We start from the raw sequence: 18,040 nt of genomic DNA, 5'->3' as shown, positions 1-18,040 counted from the left end.
AGTCCCCCCTGACTTTCACGCTACTTGATTCGCCACCGTCTCGCCATAGGCGGGATAGTCGGTGTAGCCCTTGGTTGGGCTGCCGTTGACGCCGTAAAAAGTCGTCCGATCCCCTTCAGCGATCGGCCAGCCGTTCTGCATCCGTTGGACAAGGTCGGGGTTGGAAATGAAGGGGCGGCCAAACGCGATCAGGTCCAGGTCGCCGGCTTCCAGCGCAGCCTCCGCCAGCTCCCGGTTGAAGCCTCCCGCAGCGATCAGCGTGCCTTGGTACGCCTGGCGAAACTGGTTGGCGAAACCCGCGGGAATCGCTTCTGCGCCAATCGTCAGCTGATCACTCAAATGCACGTACGCCAGGTCTCGGTCATTGAGTGCTGAAGCCAGGCTCAGCCAGGTCTCGGTTTCTTCGGCGTAGGGGTGCATGTCGAAAAGGCGACCAAACGGCGACAGTCGCACGCCAACTCGGGCACTGCCGATTTCCGTGGCCAGGGCATCGAGGGTTTCGAGCAGCAAGCGTTGGCGATTGGCGATGGAACCGCCGTAGGTGTCCTGGCGATTGTTCAATGCACCGTTGAGGAATTGCTCGAAGAGATAGCCGTTGGCGCCATGCAATTCGATGCCGTCAAAACCCGCCTCTATCGCTCGGCGCGCGGCGCTCACGAAGTCAGCGCTGATCCGCTGGACTTCAGGGGTGCCCAATGCTCTCGGCACGCTTGCCTGCACGGGGCCTGGCTGGCCTTTTTCAACCCACGCATAGGCATTCGAGTGGGCGGCAACGGTAGCGACCGACGACACCGGCGCGGCACCTCCCGGCTGCAGTGAGACATGGGACACGCGCCCCACATGCCACAGCTGCGCGAAGATTCGCCCGCCTTTGGCGTGGACGGCATCAGTGACCCGGCGCCAGCCTTGGGTCTGTTCATCGCTATAGAGACCGGGGTTGAACAGGTAGCCACAGCCCTCGCGGGAAATCGGTATGCCTTCACTGATGATCAGCCCGGCGGAGGCTCGCTGGGCGTAGTAGAGCACCGTGTGTTCATCCGGGATGTCGTTCAGGGCGCGTGCCCGGGTCATGGGGGCCATGACCACGCGGTTGGCCAACCGGGTGCCGGCCAGATCAAAGGAATTGAATAATGGGTTCATCAGGAACTCTGCAAGTGAGGGAGAAGGGGGGGATGAATCAGGACGGCAGAACCAACCCGTTGCCCGGATCGCCGCCGCCGACATCGGGTTCAGGCCACACCACATCCAGGCGGGTACGGCTGATCAGCCATTGACCGTCCACGCGTCGATACTCATCGGCGTACAGCCCAAGCAGCAGCAAAGGGTTCTGGCCCGGCGCCCGCTGGGTGGCGAAGTCGATCAGATAGCAACGGCCTTCGGCCCGGTCTTCATCGAGGATCTCGATCCAGTGATTCGACACCGCGTGCAGGAAGGGATACGCCCCACGTTGTTGCTGATCGAATGCCGAGAATGCTTCAGACAAGCCCTGCGCGATGGCGTCACGCCCCCGCCAGCCGGCGCGATCAACCTGGCAAATGGCGTCTTCGGTAAACAACTGCGCGAGCGCATCCATCCGGTTGGCGTCGAGGTGATGGCAGTAGCGCAATCGCAGGTTCCTGATCGCTTCCAGCGTGAGCAATCGGTTCAAGTCGGTGTTCAGGGTGGCCTCCAGGGGAAGGTCGTTCAAAAGTGCGGCCACCTTAATCCAGTCTGCTAATTCCATTAATCCGTGAAAATTACGATCAGTTGATCCTCTCGGGATAGAATCAATTTTTCATGTCAGTGGAGCCAGTGATGGATTCCCTTCAATTCGATGGCATCCCCGAGTTCATCCTGGCTGCGCAATGCGGGAGTTTCACGGCGGCGGCGTTGCAACTGGGCGTGACCAGTTCGGCGGTGGGCAAGAGCGTGACCCGGCTGGAAAAACGCCTCGGCACCAAGCTGCTGCATCGCACCACGCGCAAACTGAGCTTGACCAGCGAGGGGGAGATTTACCTCGCCAGTTGCTTGCGGGTGATGGACGAGTTGCGGGGGGTTGAGGGCAGTTTTCTCAACGGCGTTGCCGAACCGAAGGGACGTCTGCGGATTGATCTGCCGGCCGCCTTTGGACGGCGGCATATCGCACCGATGCTGATTGCCCTGGCGCGGCAATACGCACAGCTCGACTTGACCCTGACCTTCGGTGAGCGGACGGTCGACATGATCAACGATGGCATTGATCTGGCCGTGAGAATCGGCGATCTCAAGGATGATCCGGAGCTGGTGGCGCGCCGGCTCGGTGAGCAGCACCTGGTGGTCTGTGCGGCGCCCGACTATCTGAGCCAATGCCCGCCGATCCGGCACCCGTCCGATTTGCTGGAGCGCGATTGCATCATTGCCTGGCGCAGGGGGCTGCGCATGACGTGGTTGCTGAGCAATGCCAAAGGCGAGGTGCAAGAGCAGGAAGTGCGAGTGCGCCATGAGTTTGGCGACGGTGACATGATGCTGCGCGCGACCCTGGATGGCTGCGGACTTTGCCAGTTGCCCACCTGGCTGGTTTCCGAACACTTGCGCAGTGGCGCATTGGTTACGGTCCTGGACGACCACGCAGGCGCAACCATGCCCATACACGTCATCTGGCCGCGCACGCGTTACCTGCAGCCGAAGGTGAGAATGGTCGTCGATGCCTTGCTCGAGATGGCTCAAGAGCAAGCCGTCCTGTTTGGTGCAAGCCGGGGTTGATGCCGGCTCGGTTGCCGCGGCAACAATGCCCCGGCTGGCACCCGTTTCCAGGTGCCTTGCCCCTTCAGTTAAAGCCAGGCTTTGATTTGAGTGCAAACCGCTTGGGTTGAAATGCCGTAACGATCGTGGAGTGTCGGCAACGCACCGGCATCGAGGAACGCATCGGGCAGGGCGATCTGCCTGAAGGTGGGCGTGACGCCATTGCGCAGCAACACGCCGGCCACGGCTTCGCCCAGCCCACCAATGATCGAGCTGTTCTCTGCGGTGACCACCAGGCGACCCGGTTTGCGGGCTTCGGCCAGAATGGTTTGCTCATCCAGCGGCTTGATCGTCGGCACGTGCAGCACGGCGACATCGACGCCGTCCGCTTGCAGCGCTTTGGCAGCCTCCAGTGCGCGCATGGTCATCAGGCCGGTGGAGATGATCAGCACATCGTTGCCGGTGCGCAGGGTCTTGGCTTTGCCGATCTCGAATTGGTAGCCGTACTCGTCCAGCACCAGCGGCACATTGCCGCGCAACAGGCGCATGTAGACCGGTCCCTGGTGCGCCGCGATGGCGGGCACGGCCTGTTCAATTTCCAGTGCGTCGCACGGGTCGACGATCATCAGGTTGGGCATGGCGCGGAAGATTGCCAGGTCGTCCGTGGCCTGGTGGCTGGGGCCGTAGCCGGTAGTGAGACCGGGCAAGCCGCAGACGATCTTGACGTTGAGGTTCTCCTCGGCGATGGCCATGCAGATGAAGTCGTAGGCGCGGCGCGAAGCGAACACGGCGTAGGTGGTGGCAAAGGGCACGAAGCCTTCACGGGCCATCCCCGCTGCCGCACTCATCAGCAGCTGTTCAGCCATGCCCATTTGATAAAAGCGATCGGGATGGGCCTTGGCGAAGATGTGCAGGTCGGTGTACTTGGACAGGTCGGCGGACAGGCCGACGATATCTTTGCGCTGATCCGCCAGCGCAGCCAGTGCATGACCGAACGGCGCCGATCGGGTGGCTTGGCCCTCGGAGGCAATCGAGGCGATCATCGCCGAAGTGGTCAGGCGTTTCTTGGCCGGCGTAACCGTGGAAGTCGGCGTGTTGGCTGCGTTGCTCATTGGTTGTTTCCTTCTTCAAGGTTGCTCAGTGCCAGGTCCCATTCGTGTTCTTCGACGCGGATGAAGTGGGTCTTTTCGCGGGTCTCGAGAAAGGGCACGCCCTTGCCCATTTTGGTGTCGCAGATGATCACCCGTGGCTGGGTGCCGGAATGGCTGCGGGCAGTGTCGAAGGCGGTGACCAACGCCTCCAGATCATTGCCATCGACGCGCTGGGTGAACCAGCCGAAAGCCTGCCAGCGATCGACGATGGGCTCGAAGGAAAGTATTTCGCTTGAATGACCATCGGCCTGCTGGTTGTTGACGTCGACGATGGCGATCAGGTTGTCGAGCTTCCAGTGCGACGCCGACATCACCGCTTCCCAGGTCGAGCCTTCGTTCAGCTCGCCGTCCGACAACAGGTTGTAGACGAAGGAGGGTGAGCCTTTGCGCTTGAGCCCCAGGCAGGCACCGACGGCGATGCCCAGGCCCTGGCCGAGCGAACCGCCGGTGATCTCCATGCCCGGGGTGTAGGCGGCCATGCCCGACATCGGCAGGCGGCTGTCATCGGCGCCGTAGGTTTCCAGTTCGTCCTGCGGGATGATCTCGGCTTCGATCAGGGCCGCATACAGGGCAATCGCGTAGTGCCCGATCGACAGGTAGAAGCGGTCGCGGGCTTCCCATTCCGGGTCTTCGGGCCGGTAGCTCAGGGCGTGGAAGTAGGACACGGCCAGCAGGTCGGCGGCGCCGAGGGCTTGACCGACGTAGCCTTGGCCTTGAACCTGACCCATGCGCAGGGCGTGGCGGCGAATGTTGTGGGCGCGTTGCGCCAGCGTCGTGGACGACGTGAATGCAGAATGAGCAGTCATGGTGAAACTCCAATGAATCAACGAATCAACGATTGACCGAGGCGGCGGGGATGCGCAGTACCAACGTGGCCCCGAACAGCAGGACGCCGGTGATCAGGTACATGCCGATGGCGCTGGAGCCGGTCTGTGTGGTGACCCAGCCGATCAGATAGGGCGAACAGAAGCCGGCAAGGTTGGCGAAGCTGTTGACCGCCGCGATGCCAGCGGCGGCGGACACGCCACCGAGCAGCGTGGTGGGCAGCATCCAGAACATCGACGTCGCGGAGAGGATTCCGGAAGCGGCCAGGCACAGACTGAGAATGGAGAGCAGTACATTCCCGCCCATCAGCGCCGCCAGGCTCAAGCCGATGGCACCGGCGATCATCGGCACAATGAGGTGCCAGCGACGTTCACGGTGTTTGTCACCGCTGCGTCCGGCATACAGCATGGCCACGATTGCGCAGAGGTAGGGCAGGCTGGTCAGGAAACCGATGTGCAGCGGATCGGAAACCCCCGCGTTGCGCACCAGGGTCGGCAGCCAGAAGGTGATGGCGTACTGGCCCATGACCACGCAGAAGTAGATCCCGGCGAGCAACCACAGGCGACGGTCGCGGATGAACTCACCCACCGAGGCATGGGTGACTTTCTGCTGGTCGTCCTCGGCCAGCTCGCGGCTGATCAGTGCCTTTTCGTCATCGTCCAGCCAACTGGCCTGATGCACGCCGTCCTTGAGATAGCTCAGCACCAGCAGTCCGATCAACACCGTCGGCACCGCTTCCAGTACAAACATCCATTGCCATCCGGCCCAACCGTGCATGCCGGCGAAGTGGTTCATGATCCAGCCGGAGAGCGGGCCGCCGACCATGCCCGACAGCGGGATGGCGATGAACCACAACACGGTCATGCGCGCACGCCGGTAGGAGGGAAACCAGTAGGTCAGGTACAGCAGCAGACCCGGTGCCAGGCCGGCTTCGGCAACGCCGAGGAGGAAGCGCAGGGCGTAGAACTGCCAGGCGGTTTCGACGAAGGCGAACAGGGCGGAGACGATGCCCCAGGTGATCATGATGCGCGCGATCCAGACCCGCGCGCCGACCTTGTGCAGGATGATGTTGCTGGGCACTTCACAGAGGAAGTAGCCGATGAAGAACATGCCGGCGCCGAGTCCGTACACGGTTTCGCTGAGCGCCAGGTCGTTCATCATTTGCAGCTTGGCAAAACCGACATTGACCCGATCCAGATAGGCGCACAGGTAGCACAGCATCAGGAACGGCATCAGGCGCCACGCAGTCTTGCGGTAGGCGTTGGAGCGCACGGTCGAAACCGCTTCGAGCGACAGGGTAGTCATGATGGTCTGATCTCTTGTTTTTATTGACCGCCAGGCTTGTGGCCCGGCTGCGTCGTCGATCCAGAACCGCACGGGCCGCGAGGCCCGTCAGCTGTCATCAGTGAATCAGCATGCCGCCGTTCACATCCAGGGTGATGCCGGTCAGGTAAGAGGATAGGTCGCTGGCCAGAAACAGCGCCGCGTTGGCCACATCCTGCGCCTCACCCAGGCGACCGAGGGGGATGCCATCGATGATCGCGTGGCGGCGTTCGTCCTGCATCAGGCCGCCGGTGATATCGGTATGGATCAGGCCGGGGGCAATGGAGTTCACGCGCACCTTGTCCGGGCCCAGCTCGCGCGCCATGGCTTTGGCCAGGCCCAGCACGCCGGCTTTGGCGGCGCTGTAGTGCGGGCCGCCGAAAATGCCGCCGCCCCGTTGAGCGGAAACCGACGACATGCACACGATGCTGCCGGAGGACTGCTGGCGCATGACCGGGATCACCGCCTGGGACATCAGCAACGTACCGCGCAGGCTGACGTCCAGCACCTTGTCGTAGTCCGAAGGGCGGATGTCCAGGGTCTTGAGGGGTTGGGTGATGCCGGCGTTGTTGACCAGGATGTCGATGCGGCCGAAGTGCTCGATGATTTTCGCGACCGCCTGCTGTACCTGGGATTCGTCAGCGACGTTGGCGGCCAGGCCCAGATGACCTTCGCCCAGGGAGGCCGCGGCATCACGAGCGGCGGATTCGTCCAGATCGAGAATCACCACGCTGGCGCCCTGTTGCGCGAACGTGGTCGCGGAAGCGCGGCCGATGCCACGTGCGGAAGCTGCACCGGTGATGATCGCGACTTTGCCTTGAAGAAGCATGGAAGAGTACCTCTGAGATTGTTTTTATTGGCTCGATCCAAATCGAATCGATGACTCAGCTTGTTCCCCACCGTAACCTTGAGCAATAACGCGAACGTCACTGGGTGCTGAAAAAAATTCAGCACTCGCCAGCGAGGTATCGGGATGATTGAATGGCGAAACGCCCGGTTTATGTAACTTGCAGCGGAATAACCACAATCATGCGCTCATCCGACGATGCACCTGTGATACTGCCACCCCTGAAAGCCATTCAGGCCTTCGAGCAGACAGCCCGTTTCGGCAATGTCGCTCGCGCCGCGGAATTGCTCGACCTGACACCCTCGGCGGTCAGTCACCAGCTGGCCAAGCTGGAGGCGATGATCGGGCGCCAGTTGTTTTTCCGAACCGCCAGGGGCGTGACCCTGACGCCGGTCGGCGAGCAATACCTGACGGAGGTTTCCGGCATCCTGCACAGCCTCGCCGTGGCCACCGAACGTGCCACCAGCGACGTCAGCCTCGATTGCCTGCGGCTGCACTCATCGCCCAGTTTCGGCCTGCTGTGGCTGATGCCGCGCCTTGAGCAGTTTCGCGAGAGCCACCCGGATATCCAGCTCAACCTTTCGTGCTCTTATGAATCGCTGCACTTCAGTCGCGACAAGATCGACGTCGACATCCGCCATGGCATGCCCAATTGGCCGAGCTACGAGGTACGCACGATTCGCAATGAACGGATTGCAGTCATGGCGTCCCCGAAGTTGCTGGAAAAACACCCGATCCGCACCGCTGCGGATTTGCTCGACAGCCAGTTGATCCTGTCGGAGGCGACGCTGATCAAGTGGCCGCAGTTGTTCGCCCAGCACGGTGTCTCACGCCCGGAAAAACCCTACACCCTCAGCTTCGACCGTTCCTACATGACCCTGGAAGCCGCCAGTCACGGGCTTGGTTTTGCCCTCGAAAGTACCTTGCTGGCGCAGGACTATCTGGCACGCGGTGCATTGGTCGAGGTGGCACCGGCGTTGAGCGCGCCGATCACCGCGCATCACCTGGTGTTTCCCCGTGCCCACTCGAACTTTCCCCGTGTCAGGCGTTTTCTGGAGTGGATGCAAAAAGAGTTGGGGCATGACTTCAGCTACTGATTTTTCGCTACTTCATCATCAACTCGGCCAGCTCCCGTTCGCGCCGGGAAACTTCCTCTTCCACCGCCCGCACTTCGCGCATGTAGGCCTCTACGGCGGGAGGCAACGAGCGCTCCTTGAGGGAGATAAAACCGTAATGGGTGTGCGACGCCTGATCGTGGATGGGCAGCGCTACGATTTCACCCGCCAGCAACTCCCGCTCAAAGGTCGTCAACGTGCCGACGGCCAATGCATTGCTGTTGGCCGCGAATTGAACGATCTGCATGGGCACGTCAATTTCAATCGCTGGCACGAAATCGCCGGTCACTGTGTCGTAGGCGCCGGCGCAGCCTGACGTCGCGCGCGACAGAAGGCCGGCCAGGCGGGACGGAATGCGCGACGCCACCCAAGGGTAATCGAGTGCTTGCGCCCGCTTCAGGGAGCGTTGCGCAAGAAGGGGATGGCCGGGCCGGCAAAACAGGCGCCCCTGATGCTCACCCAATAGCTCGCAATTGAATTCTTTTTCACCTTGCAAGGCGCTGATTTCAGCGATCCCCAGGTCCACCACACCGCTGGCAACCTGCTGTGCAACCTCTCGCCAACCGGCGACATGGGCCGTCACCTTGAGGTTCGGATGGCGGGTGTGCAACCGGGCAATGGCGCGATAGCCGCTGATCACACTGGGGTACGGCCCCAAGGCCACCTTGAGTGTGCCGATGTCGCCAACCGCCAGCAGGGCGATGTCCCGCCGAAGGTCCTCTTCGGCCATCAACAAGCGCTGGCTTTTGCCCTGCAGCACCTGACCGAACGCCGTCAGGGTTAAGCCCTCGGTGCGTCGATCGAACAGCGTAACGCCGAGCTCCTGCTCCAGCAGCTGGATACTTTTACTGAGCGCCGGTTGCGAAACGCCCAGCGCTTTGGCGGCCTGACCAAAGTGTGCATGTTCAATCAGCGCCAAAAACTGGCGTAGGCGGCGCGGGGTCATGTCATAACCTTTATATTATCGATATTTAGTAAAATGGAATTTTTCGTAATCAAATGAATATGCTATTCCTTGCCGGGCGGGTCAAGACGAACAAGAGCAAACCCGCGCCATCAAAGGCATCGATACTCTGGCGAAGGAACATTTCATGAACAACAAGACCCTCAGTTGCGCGCTGGCCATCGCACTGTCCACGGGCTTCAACCCCAGCATTTTTGCTGCTCAGACAACTGCCGTGCCGGCCGCGATTGAGCATTTCGATAACAAGGGCAAGTCGCCGTCGACCTACACCATCGAATATCAGAAGGGCGTGCGCGAGACGCTGCCTTTTGCCGACAAGCGCGATTTCGAGGAAGCGAAAAAAGGCTTCATCGCAGCCCCGACCTACAACAAGATCATGGGCGATGCCGGGAACGTCGCCTGGAACATGGGCAGCTACGATTTCCTGCTCGACGGCAAGGACTTCGACACGGTCAATCCTTCGCTGCAGCGCCAGGCCGTGCTCAACATGGCCTATGGTCTGTACGAGGTGGTGCCGGACCGGATCTATCAGATCCGCGGCTTTGACCTGGCCAATATCACGTTCATCAAGGGCGACACCGGCTGGATCGTTTTCGACACCCTGACCTCAAAGGAAACCGCCAGGGCGGCGCTGGCATTCATCAATGAAAAACTGGGCAAGCGCCCGGTCGTGGCCGTGGTGATTTCCCACTCCCATGCGGACCACTTTGGCGGTGTCCGCGGCATCGTCGAGGAAGCGGACGTGCGCAGCGGCAAGGTCGCGCTGATCGCCCCCGTGGGTTTCATGGAGCATGCGGTCGCGGAAAACGTCTACGCCGGCAATGCCATGAACCGCCGCGCGTTCTTCCAATACGGCCTGCTGTTGCCGCACAGTCCCTACGGTCATGTCGACATGGCGATCGGCAAAAACGCCGCGTCCGGCACCATGGGCCTGATCGAACCTAATCGATACATCGAAAAGGATTTCGAAAGCCTGACCATCGACGGCGTACAAATGGACTTCCAGAACACCCCAGGCACCGAAGCACCGTCGGAAATGAATACCTGGTTCCCGCAATTCAAGGCGTTCTGGGCTGCCGAGAACATCACCGGCACCATCCACAATATCTACACCCTGCGCGGTGCCCTGGTGCGTGATCCGCTGGTGTGGTCGAAGAACATCAACAACGCCCTGTACCTCTATGGCCAGAAGGCTGATGTGATGCTCGCCGCACACAACTGGCCACGCTGGGGCAATGAACGGATCCAGGAAGTGATGCGCGCGCAACGCGATGCCTATGCCAACCTGAACAACGCCGTCCTGCACGCGGCGAACCAGGGCGTCACCATCAACGAGATCCACAATGTCTACAAGTTGCCCGAGAGCCTGAAGAACACCTGGGCGACCCATAGCTATCACGGCTCGGAAGAACACAACAGCCGCGCGGTCATCAACCGCTACCTGGGTTACTGGGATGCCAACCCGGCCACGCTGATGCCGCTGTCACCGAAGGATTCGGCACCGCTGTACGTCGAAATGATGGGCGGTGCGGAAAAGATCATGGCCAAGGGAAAAACCTTGTTCGACCAGGGCAAGTACCGCGAAGCCTATGAGATTCTCAATAAGCTGGTGTACGCCGAGCCGCAAAACACCCAGGCCAAGGACCTGCTGGCGGACGTCTACGAGCAGGTGGGCTATCAGAAGGAAAGTGCCGGCGTGCGCAACAGCTTCCTCGCGGCCGCCTATGAATTGCGCCACGGCATGCCCAAGGGCCGGGCGCCAAAAACCGGACCGGACATGATCCGCGCCATGAGCACAGAGTTGTGGCTCGAATATCTCGGCATCAGCCTGGATGGCAGCAAGGTGGCGGACCTGCATTTCGTCCTCAACCTCAAGACCCCCGACAATGGTGAGCAATTCGTGGTGGAGCTGAGCAATTCAACGCTGACCAGCATCAAGGGCCAGCAGGCAAAAAACGCCGACCTGACCCTCACCCTCGATCGCTCGGCGCTTGAAGACGTGATGGCGAAGAAAGTCAGCTTCGATCAGCTGGTCACGGACGGCAAGGCTACCTTTGAAGGCGATCGCAAACCGTTCGCCCAGCTGATGGCCGCGATGACCCCGTTCACCCCGGACTTTGAACTGCTGCCGGGGACGAGGCAGTAACTCCGATTGCGCGGCTGATCCTGGCAATGGACAGGTAGGCGGGCGCGTCTGTGGCTTGGACGCGCCCGTCGAAGTTCAGTGCCATGGGCCGGCATGAGGGCTTAGTTAACCATCACCTCGTCCAGTGCCTGCTCGAGGGTGCTGACCGTGCGCTCGATGTTGTGCAGCTTTTCGAGCCCGAACAGACCGATGCGGAAGGTCTGGAAGTCGGCCGGCTCGTCGCATTGCAACGGCACTCCGGCGGCGATCTGCAGGCCGTGGGCGACAAATTTCTTGCCGCTCTTGATGTCGGCATCATCGGTGTAGCTCACCACCACGCCAGGGGCCTGAAAGCCGGCGGCGGCCACGCTCTTGATGCCTTTGCCGGTCAACATGGCGCGCACCCGATCGCCCAGCGCCTGTTGTTCGTCGCGGACCTTGTCGAAACCGTAGGCTTGCGTCTCTTTCATCACGTCGTTGAACCGCGCGAGGGAATCGCAGGGCATGGTCGCATGGTAGGCATGTCCGCCCTGTTCGTAGGCCTGCATGATCTGCAGCCACTTTTTCAGGTCGCAGGCGAAGCTGCTGCTCTGCGTCTGCTCGATGCGCTCGAGGGCCAGGGCACTGAACATCACCAGGGCGCAGCAAGGGGAGGCGCTCCAGCCTTTCTGCGGTGCGCTGATCAGCAGGTCGACGGCGCATTTGTGCATGTCCACCCAAAGCGTGCCCGAGGCGATGCAGTCCAGCACGAACAGGCCACCCACCGCATGCACGGCGTCGCCGACGGCCCGCAGGTAGTCGTCGGGCAGGATAATCCCTGACGAGGTTTCAACGTGGGGGGCGAAGACAATCTGCGGCCTCGAAGCCTCAATGGCTGCCAGCACTTCGTCCAGAGGGGGAGGGGCGTAGGCCGCCTGGCGACCCGTGTCGACCGGTCGGGCTTTCAGCACCGTGGTGGCCGCCGGGATGTTGCCCATCTCGAGGATCTGGCTCCAGCGATAACTGAACCAGCCGTTGCGTATCACCAGGCATTGCTGGTTGGTCGCAAACTGTCGCGCCACCGCTTCCATGCCGAATGTGCCACTGCCCGGCACCACCGCAACAGCCTGGGCGTTGTAGACCTGTTTCAGGGTCTTGGAAATGTTTTTCATCACGCCTTGAAACGACTGCGACATGTGGTTGAGCGAGCGGTCGGTGTAGACCACCGAGTACTCGACCAGCCCCTCGGGATCGATGCTGGGATACAACTTTGACATGGAGTGACTCCTTTGGCAGAGATGTTTGGCAGAGATGTCCGTGGTATCGACCCTGCCCTAAGCCTTGGCAAATGACAAGATTGCCCGGGATTGAATGGCGACTTCTGTCGAGCGGGTGGCATCACCTATGCCCGAGTAAAATGGTGCAACTGCCCCCGGTCCGCTTGGTCAACAACGATAGCGCAACGCGGCAATCTGGTTACACCTGGTCTGTCCACTGACTGCTCATGGCCGGTTTCTGCCTATCGCAGCTCCTTGTCGCGGCTTGACCTCAACCCACGGCGATTGGCCGGCGATTCATTTACTTTCGAGTGATTATTGACACCAGCCTTTGATCGGCTTGAAAGCGGCCCGTCGGTATGCGCTGTTGAAATGAAATACTGAATCGAAATAACAGTTTTTACATCGATTTCAAATACGTCACTGGAGGAACGGCATTCATACCTACGCTATTTTCGGGGGACTTCCGTATTTCGGGACGGTAGTTGGAGGGGATTTCTCGAAATACTCTCGAAAATGCAAAGGAGTTCGCAATGAACCACAACATTTTCTCCGCGGTGTTCGGAGCCACAGCGCTGCTGTCGGCGATCGCACTGCCTGGATTATCCCTGGCGGACGATAAAACGGTGCCAAACATTTTGGTTATCATGGGCGACGATATCGGCTGGTCGAACATCGGTGTCTACAATCAGGGCATGATGGCCGGCAGAACACCCAATCTGGACACCCTTGCCTCCGAGGGCATGCGCTTCACCGACTACTATGCCGAAGCCAGTTGCACGGCAGGCCGTGCCAACTTCATTACCGGTGAACTGCCGATCCGTACCGGCATGACTACGGTGGGCCAGGCCGGCTCACCTATTGGCATTCCCTCCCAAGCGGTGACGATTGCCACCGTGCTCAAGTCCATGGGTTACTCCACCGGTCAGTTCGGCAAGAACCATTTAGGCGACCTGAACGAGTTCCTGCCCACCGTGCATGGCTTCGACGAGTTCTTCGGCTACCTGTATCACCTCGATGCCATGGAGGATCCGGCCCACCCCAACTACCCGCAAGCGCTGCTGCCCAAGGTCGGCCCGCGCAACATGGTCCACAGTTGGGCGAGTGCCACTGATGACGCAACCGTAATGCCGCGCTGGGGCAAAGTGGGCAAACAGAAGATCGAAGACGCGGGTACCCTCTACCCTGACCGTATGAAAACTGTCGACGACGAAATCCGTGACAAGGCATTCAATTTCATCGACAAGGCCAAGCAGGACAACAAACCCTTCTTCGTCTGGCTCAATCCGACACGCATGCACATCGTCACTCACCTCTCCGACAAGTACCAGGCCATGCGCAATGCAGAAAATGGCTGGTCCGAACAGGAAGCCGGCATGGCGCAGCTCGATGACATCGTCGGGGACGTCATGGCCAAGTTGAAGAAAGACGGCCTGGATCAAAACACGATCGTGGTCTTCACCACGGACAACGGCGCGGAAAACTTCACTTGGCCCGATGGCGGCCAGACGCCGTTTGCGATGGGCAAGGGGACTGTCATGGAAGGTGGCTTCCGCGTTCCAGCGATCATCCGCTGGCCGAACAAGGTACCCGCGGGGCAGATCGCCAACGGCATCATGTCGGGTATGGACTGGTTTCCGACCTTCATTGCCGCAGCAGGCAACCCCAATATCACGAGCGAACTGCTTAAAGGCAAGCAACTGGGCGACACGACGTACAAGGTTCACCTGGACGGCTACGACCAAACCCCGATGATCACCGGTAAAGGTCCGTCCAACCGTCATGAAATTTTCTATTTCGGCGAAAGCAATTTGGGCGCGGTGCGTATCGATGATTACAAGTATCGTTTCATTGATCAGCCTGATGGCTGGCTCGGCGCCAAGACCAGTATCGACGTGCCTGTTCTGACCAACTTGCGTCTGGATCCGTTCGAGCGTGCCGGATGGCCGCAGAACCAGGCGGCCAATGGCTCCATGCAGTACTTCGATTGGTTTAAATTCCAGTTCTGGCGCTTCGTATTCGTTCAGCAGGAGGTTGCAAAACTGGCTGAAACGGCCATCGAGTTCCCACCGATGCAAAAAGGTGCGAGTTTCAACCTCGACTCGGTAAAAGCCAAGATCGAGGCCGCGAGAGCAGCGATGGCCAAGTAATCAAAGGCTGGAACGTTAATGCATAACATGGGTGGTGGTCAGAGTCTGCCACCCATTTCCGTATGGAATTCAACACAGCTAAAACGACAACCAAGCAGGGCCCTCAGCGGCCAGGTCAGATTTTCAACCGTGCAGCGACAGGTCTCGAGCGTTGTTCCGGTCTATGGGAAACATCTATGACAAATCCGCAAGATAAAGCCGAATCCGACGAGGATTTAGGTCAGATAGTCATAGGGCGAGGGCCCTGCACCCATCTATTGCTGCTTTTGCTGGGATTGATCCTGCTATTTCCCTTTCTTGAGGAAGGTATCGTTGCTCGCACGCTGCTCGGCATTCTGTTTTCAATCGTGCTGCTCGTGGGCGCTTTTTCCACCCGGCAGACGCGGCGGGGGTTCATCCTCAAACTGGGTCTGGCGTTGCTGGGGGTTGGCCTACAATGGTCGGCGTTGTGGGCTGCAAGTACCGCGATTCTGTTCTTTGCCGGGATCGTTTATGCGGCGTCTCTTGCCGTCTCGTTCACCGGAGTACTTCGCTATATTCTCAAGCGCGGGCCAATTACCGCCGACAAACTGCATGGCGCGCTTGCGGGGTACATCATGCTGGCCTTCGTCTGGTCCTTCGTCTATGCCCTGGTCGAGATCTCCAGCGCTGGCTCATTCGGCCCTGCCCACTTCGACTTCGGGCAGCCCGGCACTTTCTTCAAGCTGATCTATTTTAGCCTCACGACGCTCACGACCACAGGTTTCGGTGATGTTCTCCCGTTGACCAATCACGCCCGCTCACTGGTGATGGTCGAAGAGTTTTCAGGGGTCTTCTACGTTGGCGTTGTGATAGCGCGGCTCGCCGGTCTTTATCCGTCGAATCAGGCCCAGTGACTCTCGATTTGCCTGGGTCATCTTCGGGCATTAGTGATTGGGTGTTCTGCGATCGACTGCTAGTGGCCGATTTCGGTCGACTGTGACAAGCAGAAACTACTCAATGCAGCCCTTCGTGAAGGGTTGATATCGGCCATAAGCGGACCTTGCCGTACTCCCCAGCGTTATTCCAATCGCCTGCATTGATGGACCAAACTGAGCGACTATGGGGCCGATAACGAAAAACCCCCACTCGATGACAGGGCTTGTAAATGGGTACAAAAAACCGGCTCAAGCGCTGGTTTTTTTTGAAACTCGTCACGCTGCGATCACAGCTATACACGCTGACCTATTCCGTACGGAAAAAGCATTTTGTTTAAAATACAGTATCTGGATCTTGAACATCCCATTGCATTTATGCTGTGAAGCAGTTGAATTCGAGGGAAAAACGAAACCTCTTAGTTTTGACCGACAGCGAGCGACAAAGCGTAACTGCCGGAATGTTGATTATTTCGGTAGACCTTAAGCGCCTACAACGTCCTAGGGTGATCAAGCAGTCATACTATATTTGATTTTCATCAACGATATGTTTTGCCACTTCAAATGTCGGGTAAAAAGCGGATGCGGAAACACCAATTCGTTGGTTACGTAATGGGCCATTCTGTGGTAAATCTTTATACTGCCCTTGGTTTATTCCGGCCACAAAATAGGCTTTGTGCTCTCTAGAGTAAATGAGAATTGGCGCGCCCGATGACCCAAAATAGGTATCACAGTTGTGGAGGAGTCCGCCATTAAGAGAAATAGAATAAGGAACGTGATCTGGACTCTTGCCTTTGCCGACTGCTTTTTTTAGCTGTTCTAGGTCCTGTGCGAAAAATCGCTTAATTTCGTCCCCTTCAGTCGCCGTTTTCCCCAGGAGGGGCGTATAGGAAAAACCACTAACAACACCACTGATCTGACAACCAAAATGGGCAGTCAGATAGTACCCGCTATTAAGGTCGCCGTTATATCCGGCAAGCAAAGCATGGCTGAAACTTTTATCAGGGTATTCGCTCAGATGGCCCGGCAAAATGGTAAGGGACGGTAGGTCGGAGGCTGACTTGTCTAATATTATTACGGCCCAGTCATTTCCTGGGAGTGCACTAAGATTGCGCTTTTTAAAAGCGCCATCGGCTGTAGCCCAGAGCAGTACATCATGTCGTTTAGGTAGCTTAGACACTTCCTCTTCGCTCCAATAAAGAGTACCACCCTCACTTACACAGTGCGCATTCGTGATAGCTATTCTTTTAGAAACTATAAATGCAGTGCACTGCGCACTTTCCGTTTCATTTATCAGTTTACCAATAGACTTGAAGTACCCTTGATTGGGCATTACAGGAAAACGCACACTGTGCTTGTCTGGAGATCCGCCTAATGCCAACGGAACTGGTTCGATATCCGGCATATCAAAAAAACCCTGTTCACGGGCTGAATTGAGAAATTCCAAGTAATTTTCAGTCGCTGTATTTGAAACTTCGTAACTGCCGGCACCAGACGCCTGCGCATTGTACATGTTACTTTGAGTCTGGCTGGCATCAGCCATTGCAGCCATAATGCCGAGTACAGTGGCGCCAACAACTCTCCCCGTCTGCTTCCATTTTGCCTTTGACTCGAGAATCTCTACTTCGCGCTGCGTGCCTTCTCGTAAATCCTCAATGGCTTGCCGATATAACTTATCACTCTGAGAAATGGGCGTATGCCAGTCTTTTCCCTGACTATAAAATTCTGATGACTGAATGAAATATGCATAAGCTCTAGATGAATCAACTTGTGACACACCTAAATAATAGCGATCCGTAAAATAGTCATTCGGAGGATTGTCGTCGACGGTCAACTGAGAGCGCGCTTGCGTAAACAACTGTTGCGCCTTATCAAAATCCCCTGCATTGGACTCAACAATTCCAGAGGAATAGAGAGCTGAGGCTTGAGCTGCGCGATCTTCCATTGAAACGCAACCAGACAGGATCAGACAGGCCATAGTGGTGACTATTGAAACAGCTGTGCGTAACATATCGCCGCTCTCAATTGAACTTTTTCAGCTGGAAAGTTAATTAAACTCAAGCATCAAGCATTTTGCTTAGAGATTAGGTTGTGAACCGTTTTTTATCGACAGCAATCAGTAAAAATAAGCAGTCATCATAAGAGGACTACGAAATTTTAGTAATCAGAGCCCATGGGCACACGATGCCAATTATTGCCTGGACCAGACGAAAGACCTCCACCGGGACCAAATGAAAGGCCTCCACCAGGTCCTGTTGAGAGGCCGCCTCCAGGCCCTGTATAGAGTCCTCCGCCAGGACCTGTTGAGAGACCTCCGCCGGGACCCGTGGAGCAAGGGCCTCCAGGCCCCGTATAGCCTATACAACCAGCGAAAACACTTCCCGAAGAAAGTAACAGGCTGAATACAAACGCAACTTTTACTCTTTTGTTCATCATTCTACGCACATCACGTTGTTCTCTTTTGAGACTGAAGTTCGTACGACTGGGCATTGCGCCAGCGTATCGACGTGCCGCGCATACCGTGACAAAATTTTATAGATGGGGGGATTGATGACCTTTCATTAGGCGACAATGCCTTAGCATTTCATGACAATCCGCGACCATTGATCTGAGAGAGACATAACGTTGTTTGAGTCAGTTATTTCGTGGCGGTTAAACCCACTGTAACTCTCTATGAAGCGTCTCTTATTT

Annotated in this window: 14 protein-coding genes; 5 read left to right on the top strand and 9 right to left on the bottom strand. The window is 58.1% G+C overall.

Annotated features, from left to right (window positions below; translation table 11 throughout):
* Positions 1–15: 15 nt before the first annotated feature.
* Complete coding sequence (locus tag HFK74_RS20770) at positions 16–1,140, bottom strand: alkene reductase (protein WP_180205130.1); 1,125 nt, start codon at positions 1,138–1,140, stop codon at positions 16–18.
* Positions 1,141–1,177: 37 nt separating this feature from the next.
* On the bottom strand, positions 1,178–1,687 hold the full coding sequence (locus tag HFK74_RS20765) for a nuclear transport factor 2 family protein (protein ID WP_257230379.1): 510 nt from the start codon (positions 1,685–1,687) through the stop codon (positions 1,178–1,180).
* Between the two features lie 107 nt (positions 1,688–1,794).
* Between HFK74_RS20765 and HFK74_RS20760 the strand changes: the two genes are divergently transcribed.
* Positions 1,795–2,721 (top strand): LysR substrate-binding domain-containing protein, encoded by a 927-nt coding sequence (locus HFK74_RS20760; RefSeq protein WP_180205129.1) that lies wholly within the window; start codon positions 1,795–1,797, stop codon positions 2,719–2,721.
* 68 nt (positions 2,722–2,789) lie between these two features.
* Here the strand turns inward: HFK74_RS20760 and HFK74_RS20755 are convergent, their stop codons facing one another.
* From HFK74_RS20755 to HFK74_RS20740, 4 genes are all read right to left on the bottom strand, one after another.
* Entirely contained in the window at positions 2,790–3,812 is a 1,023-nt protein-coding gene (locus HFK74_RS20755) for a transketolase family protein (protein WP_180205128.1), read from the bottom strand.
* On the bottom strand, positions 3,809–4,657 hold the full coding sequence (locus HFK74_RS20750) for a transketolase (protein WP_180205127.1): 849 nt from the start codon (positions 4,655–4,657) through the stop codon (positions 3,809–3,811). The genes HFK74_RS20755 and HFK74_RS20750 overlap by 4 nt, the downstream gene beginning before the upstream one ends.
* A gap of 25 nt (positions 4,658–4,682) precedes the next feature.
* Positions 4,683–5,981, bottom strand: a complete 1,299-nt coding sequence (locus HFK74_RS20745; RefSeq protein WP_180205126.1) for an MFS transporter — start codon at positions 5,979–5,981, stop codon at positions 4,683–4,685.
* A gap of 97 nt (positions 5,982–6,078) precedes the next feature.
* A complete protein-coding gene (locus HFK74_RS20740) occupies positions 6,079–6,828 on the bottom strand; it encodes an SDR family NAD(P)-dependent oxidoreductase (protein WP_180205125.1) in 750 nt (249 codons plus the stop codon).
* 200 nt (positions 6,829–7,028) lie between these two features.
* Here HFK74_RS20740 and HFK74_RS20735 point away from each other — a divergent pair, with 200 nt between their 5' ends.
* Positions 7,029–7,943, top strand: coding sequence for a LysR substrate-binding domain-containing protein (locus HFK74_RS20735; RefSeq protein ID WP_180205124.1), 915 nt, complete (start codon positions 7,029–7,031; stop codon positions 7,941–7,943).
* A gap of 7 nt (positions 7,944–7,950) precedes the next feature.
* On the opposite strand, the gene HFK74_RS20730 is transcribed toward HFK74_RS20735, so the two are convergent.
* Positions 7,951–8,907 carry a LysR family transcriptional regulator gene (locus HFK74_RS20730; RefSeq protein WP_180205123.1) on the bottom strand — a complete coding sequence of 319 codons (957 nt, stop codon included), beginning with the start codon at positions 8,905–8,907 and terminating at the stop codon, positions 7,951–7,953.
* A gap of 145 nt (positions 8,908–9,052) precedes the next feature.
* Here HFK74_RS20730 and HFK74_RS20725 point away from each other — a divergent pair, with 145 nt between their 5' ends.
* Positions 9,053–11,071 carry an alkyl/aryl-sulfatase gene (locus HFK74_RS20725; RefSeq protein WP_180205122.1) on the top strand — a complete coding sequence of 673 codons (2,019 nt, stop codon included), beginning with the start codon at positions 9,053–9,055 and terminating at the stop codon, positions 11,069–11,071.
* A 101-nt stretch (positions 11,072–11,172) separates the two neighbouring features.
* Here the strand turns inward: HFK74_RS20725 and HFK74_RS20720 are convergent, their stop codons facing one another.
* Complete coding sequence (locus HFK74_RS20720) at positions 11,173–12,306, bottom strand: aminotransferase class V-fold PLP-dependent enzyme (RefSeq protein WP_180205121.1); 1,134 nt, start codon at positions 12,304–12,306, stop codon at positions 11,173–11,175.
* A gap of 533 nt (positions 12,307–12,839) precedes the next feature.
* On the opposite strand from HFK74_RS20720, the gene HFK74_RS20715 reads away from it, so the two are divergent.
* Together HFK74_RS20715 and HFK74_RS20710 are read left to right on the top strand one after the other, a co-directional pair.
* Positions 12,840–14,456, top strand: coding sequence for an arylsulfatase (locus tag HFK74_RS20715; RefSeq protein WP_180205120.1), 1,617 nt, complete (start codon positions 12,840–12,842; stop codon positions 14,454–14,456).
* 176 nt (positions 14,457–14,632) lie between these two features.
* Positions 14,633–15,331 (top strand): two pore domain potassium channel family protein, encoded by a 699-nt coding sequence (locus HFK74_RS20710; protein ID WP_180205119.1) that lies wholly within the window; start codon positions 14,633–14,635, stop codon positions 15,329–15,331.
* A gap of 541 nt (positions 15,332–15,872) precedes the next feature.
* Here the strand turns inward: HFK74_RS20710 and HFK74_RS20705 are convergent.
* Positions 15,873–17,294, bottom strand: coding sequence for a serine protease (locus HFK74_RS20705; RefSeq protein WP_180205118.1), 1,422 nt, complete (start codon positions 17,292–17,294; stop codon positions 15,873–15,875).
* Positions 17,295–18,040 lie beyond the last annotated feature (746 nt).

The organism is Pseudomonas sp. SbOxS1, assembly GCF_013416725.1.
Classification (GTDB): domain Bacteria; phylum Pseudomonadota; class Gammaproteobacteria; order Pseudomonadales; family Pseudomonadaceae; genus Aquipseudomonas.
Note: the sequence above shows the minus strand (reverse complement) of the source record. Positions and strands in the feature narration are given on the sequence as shown.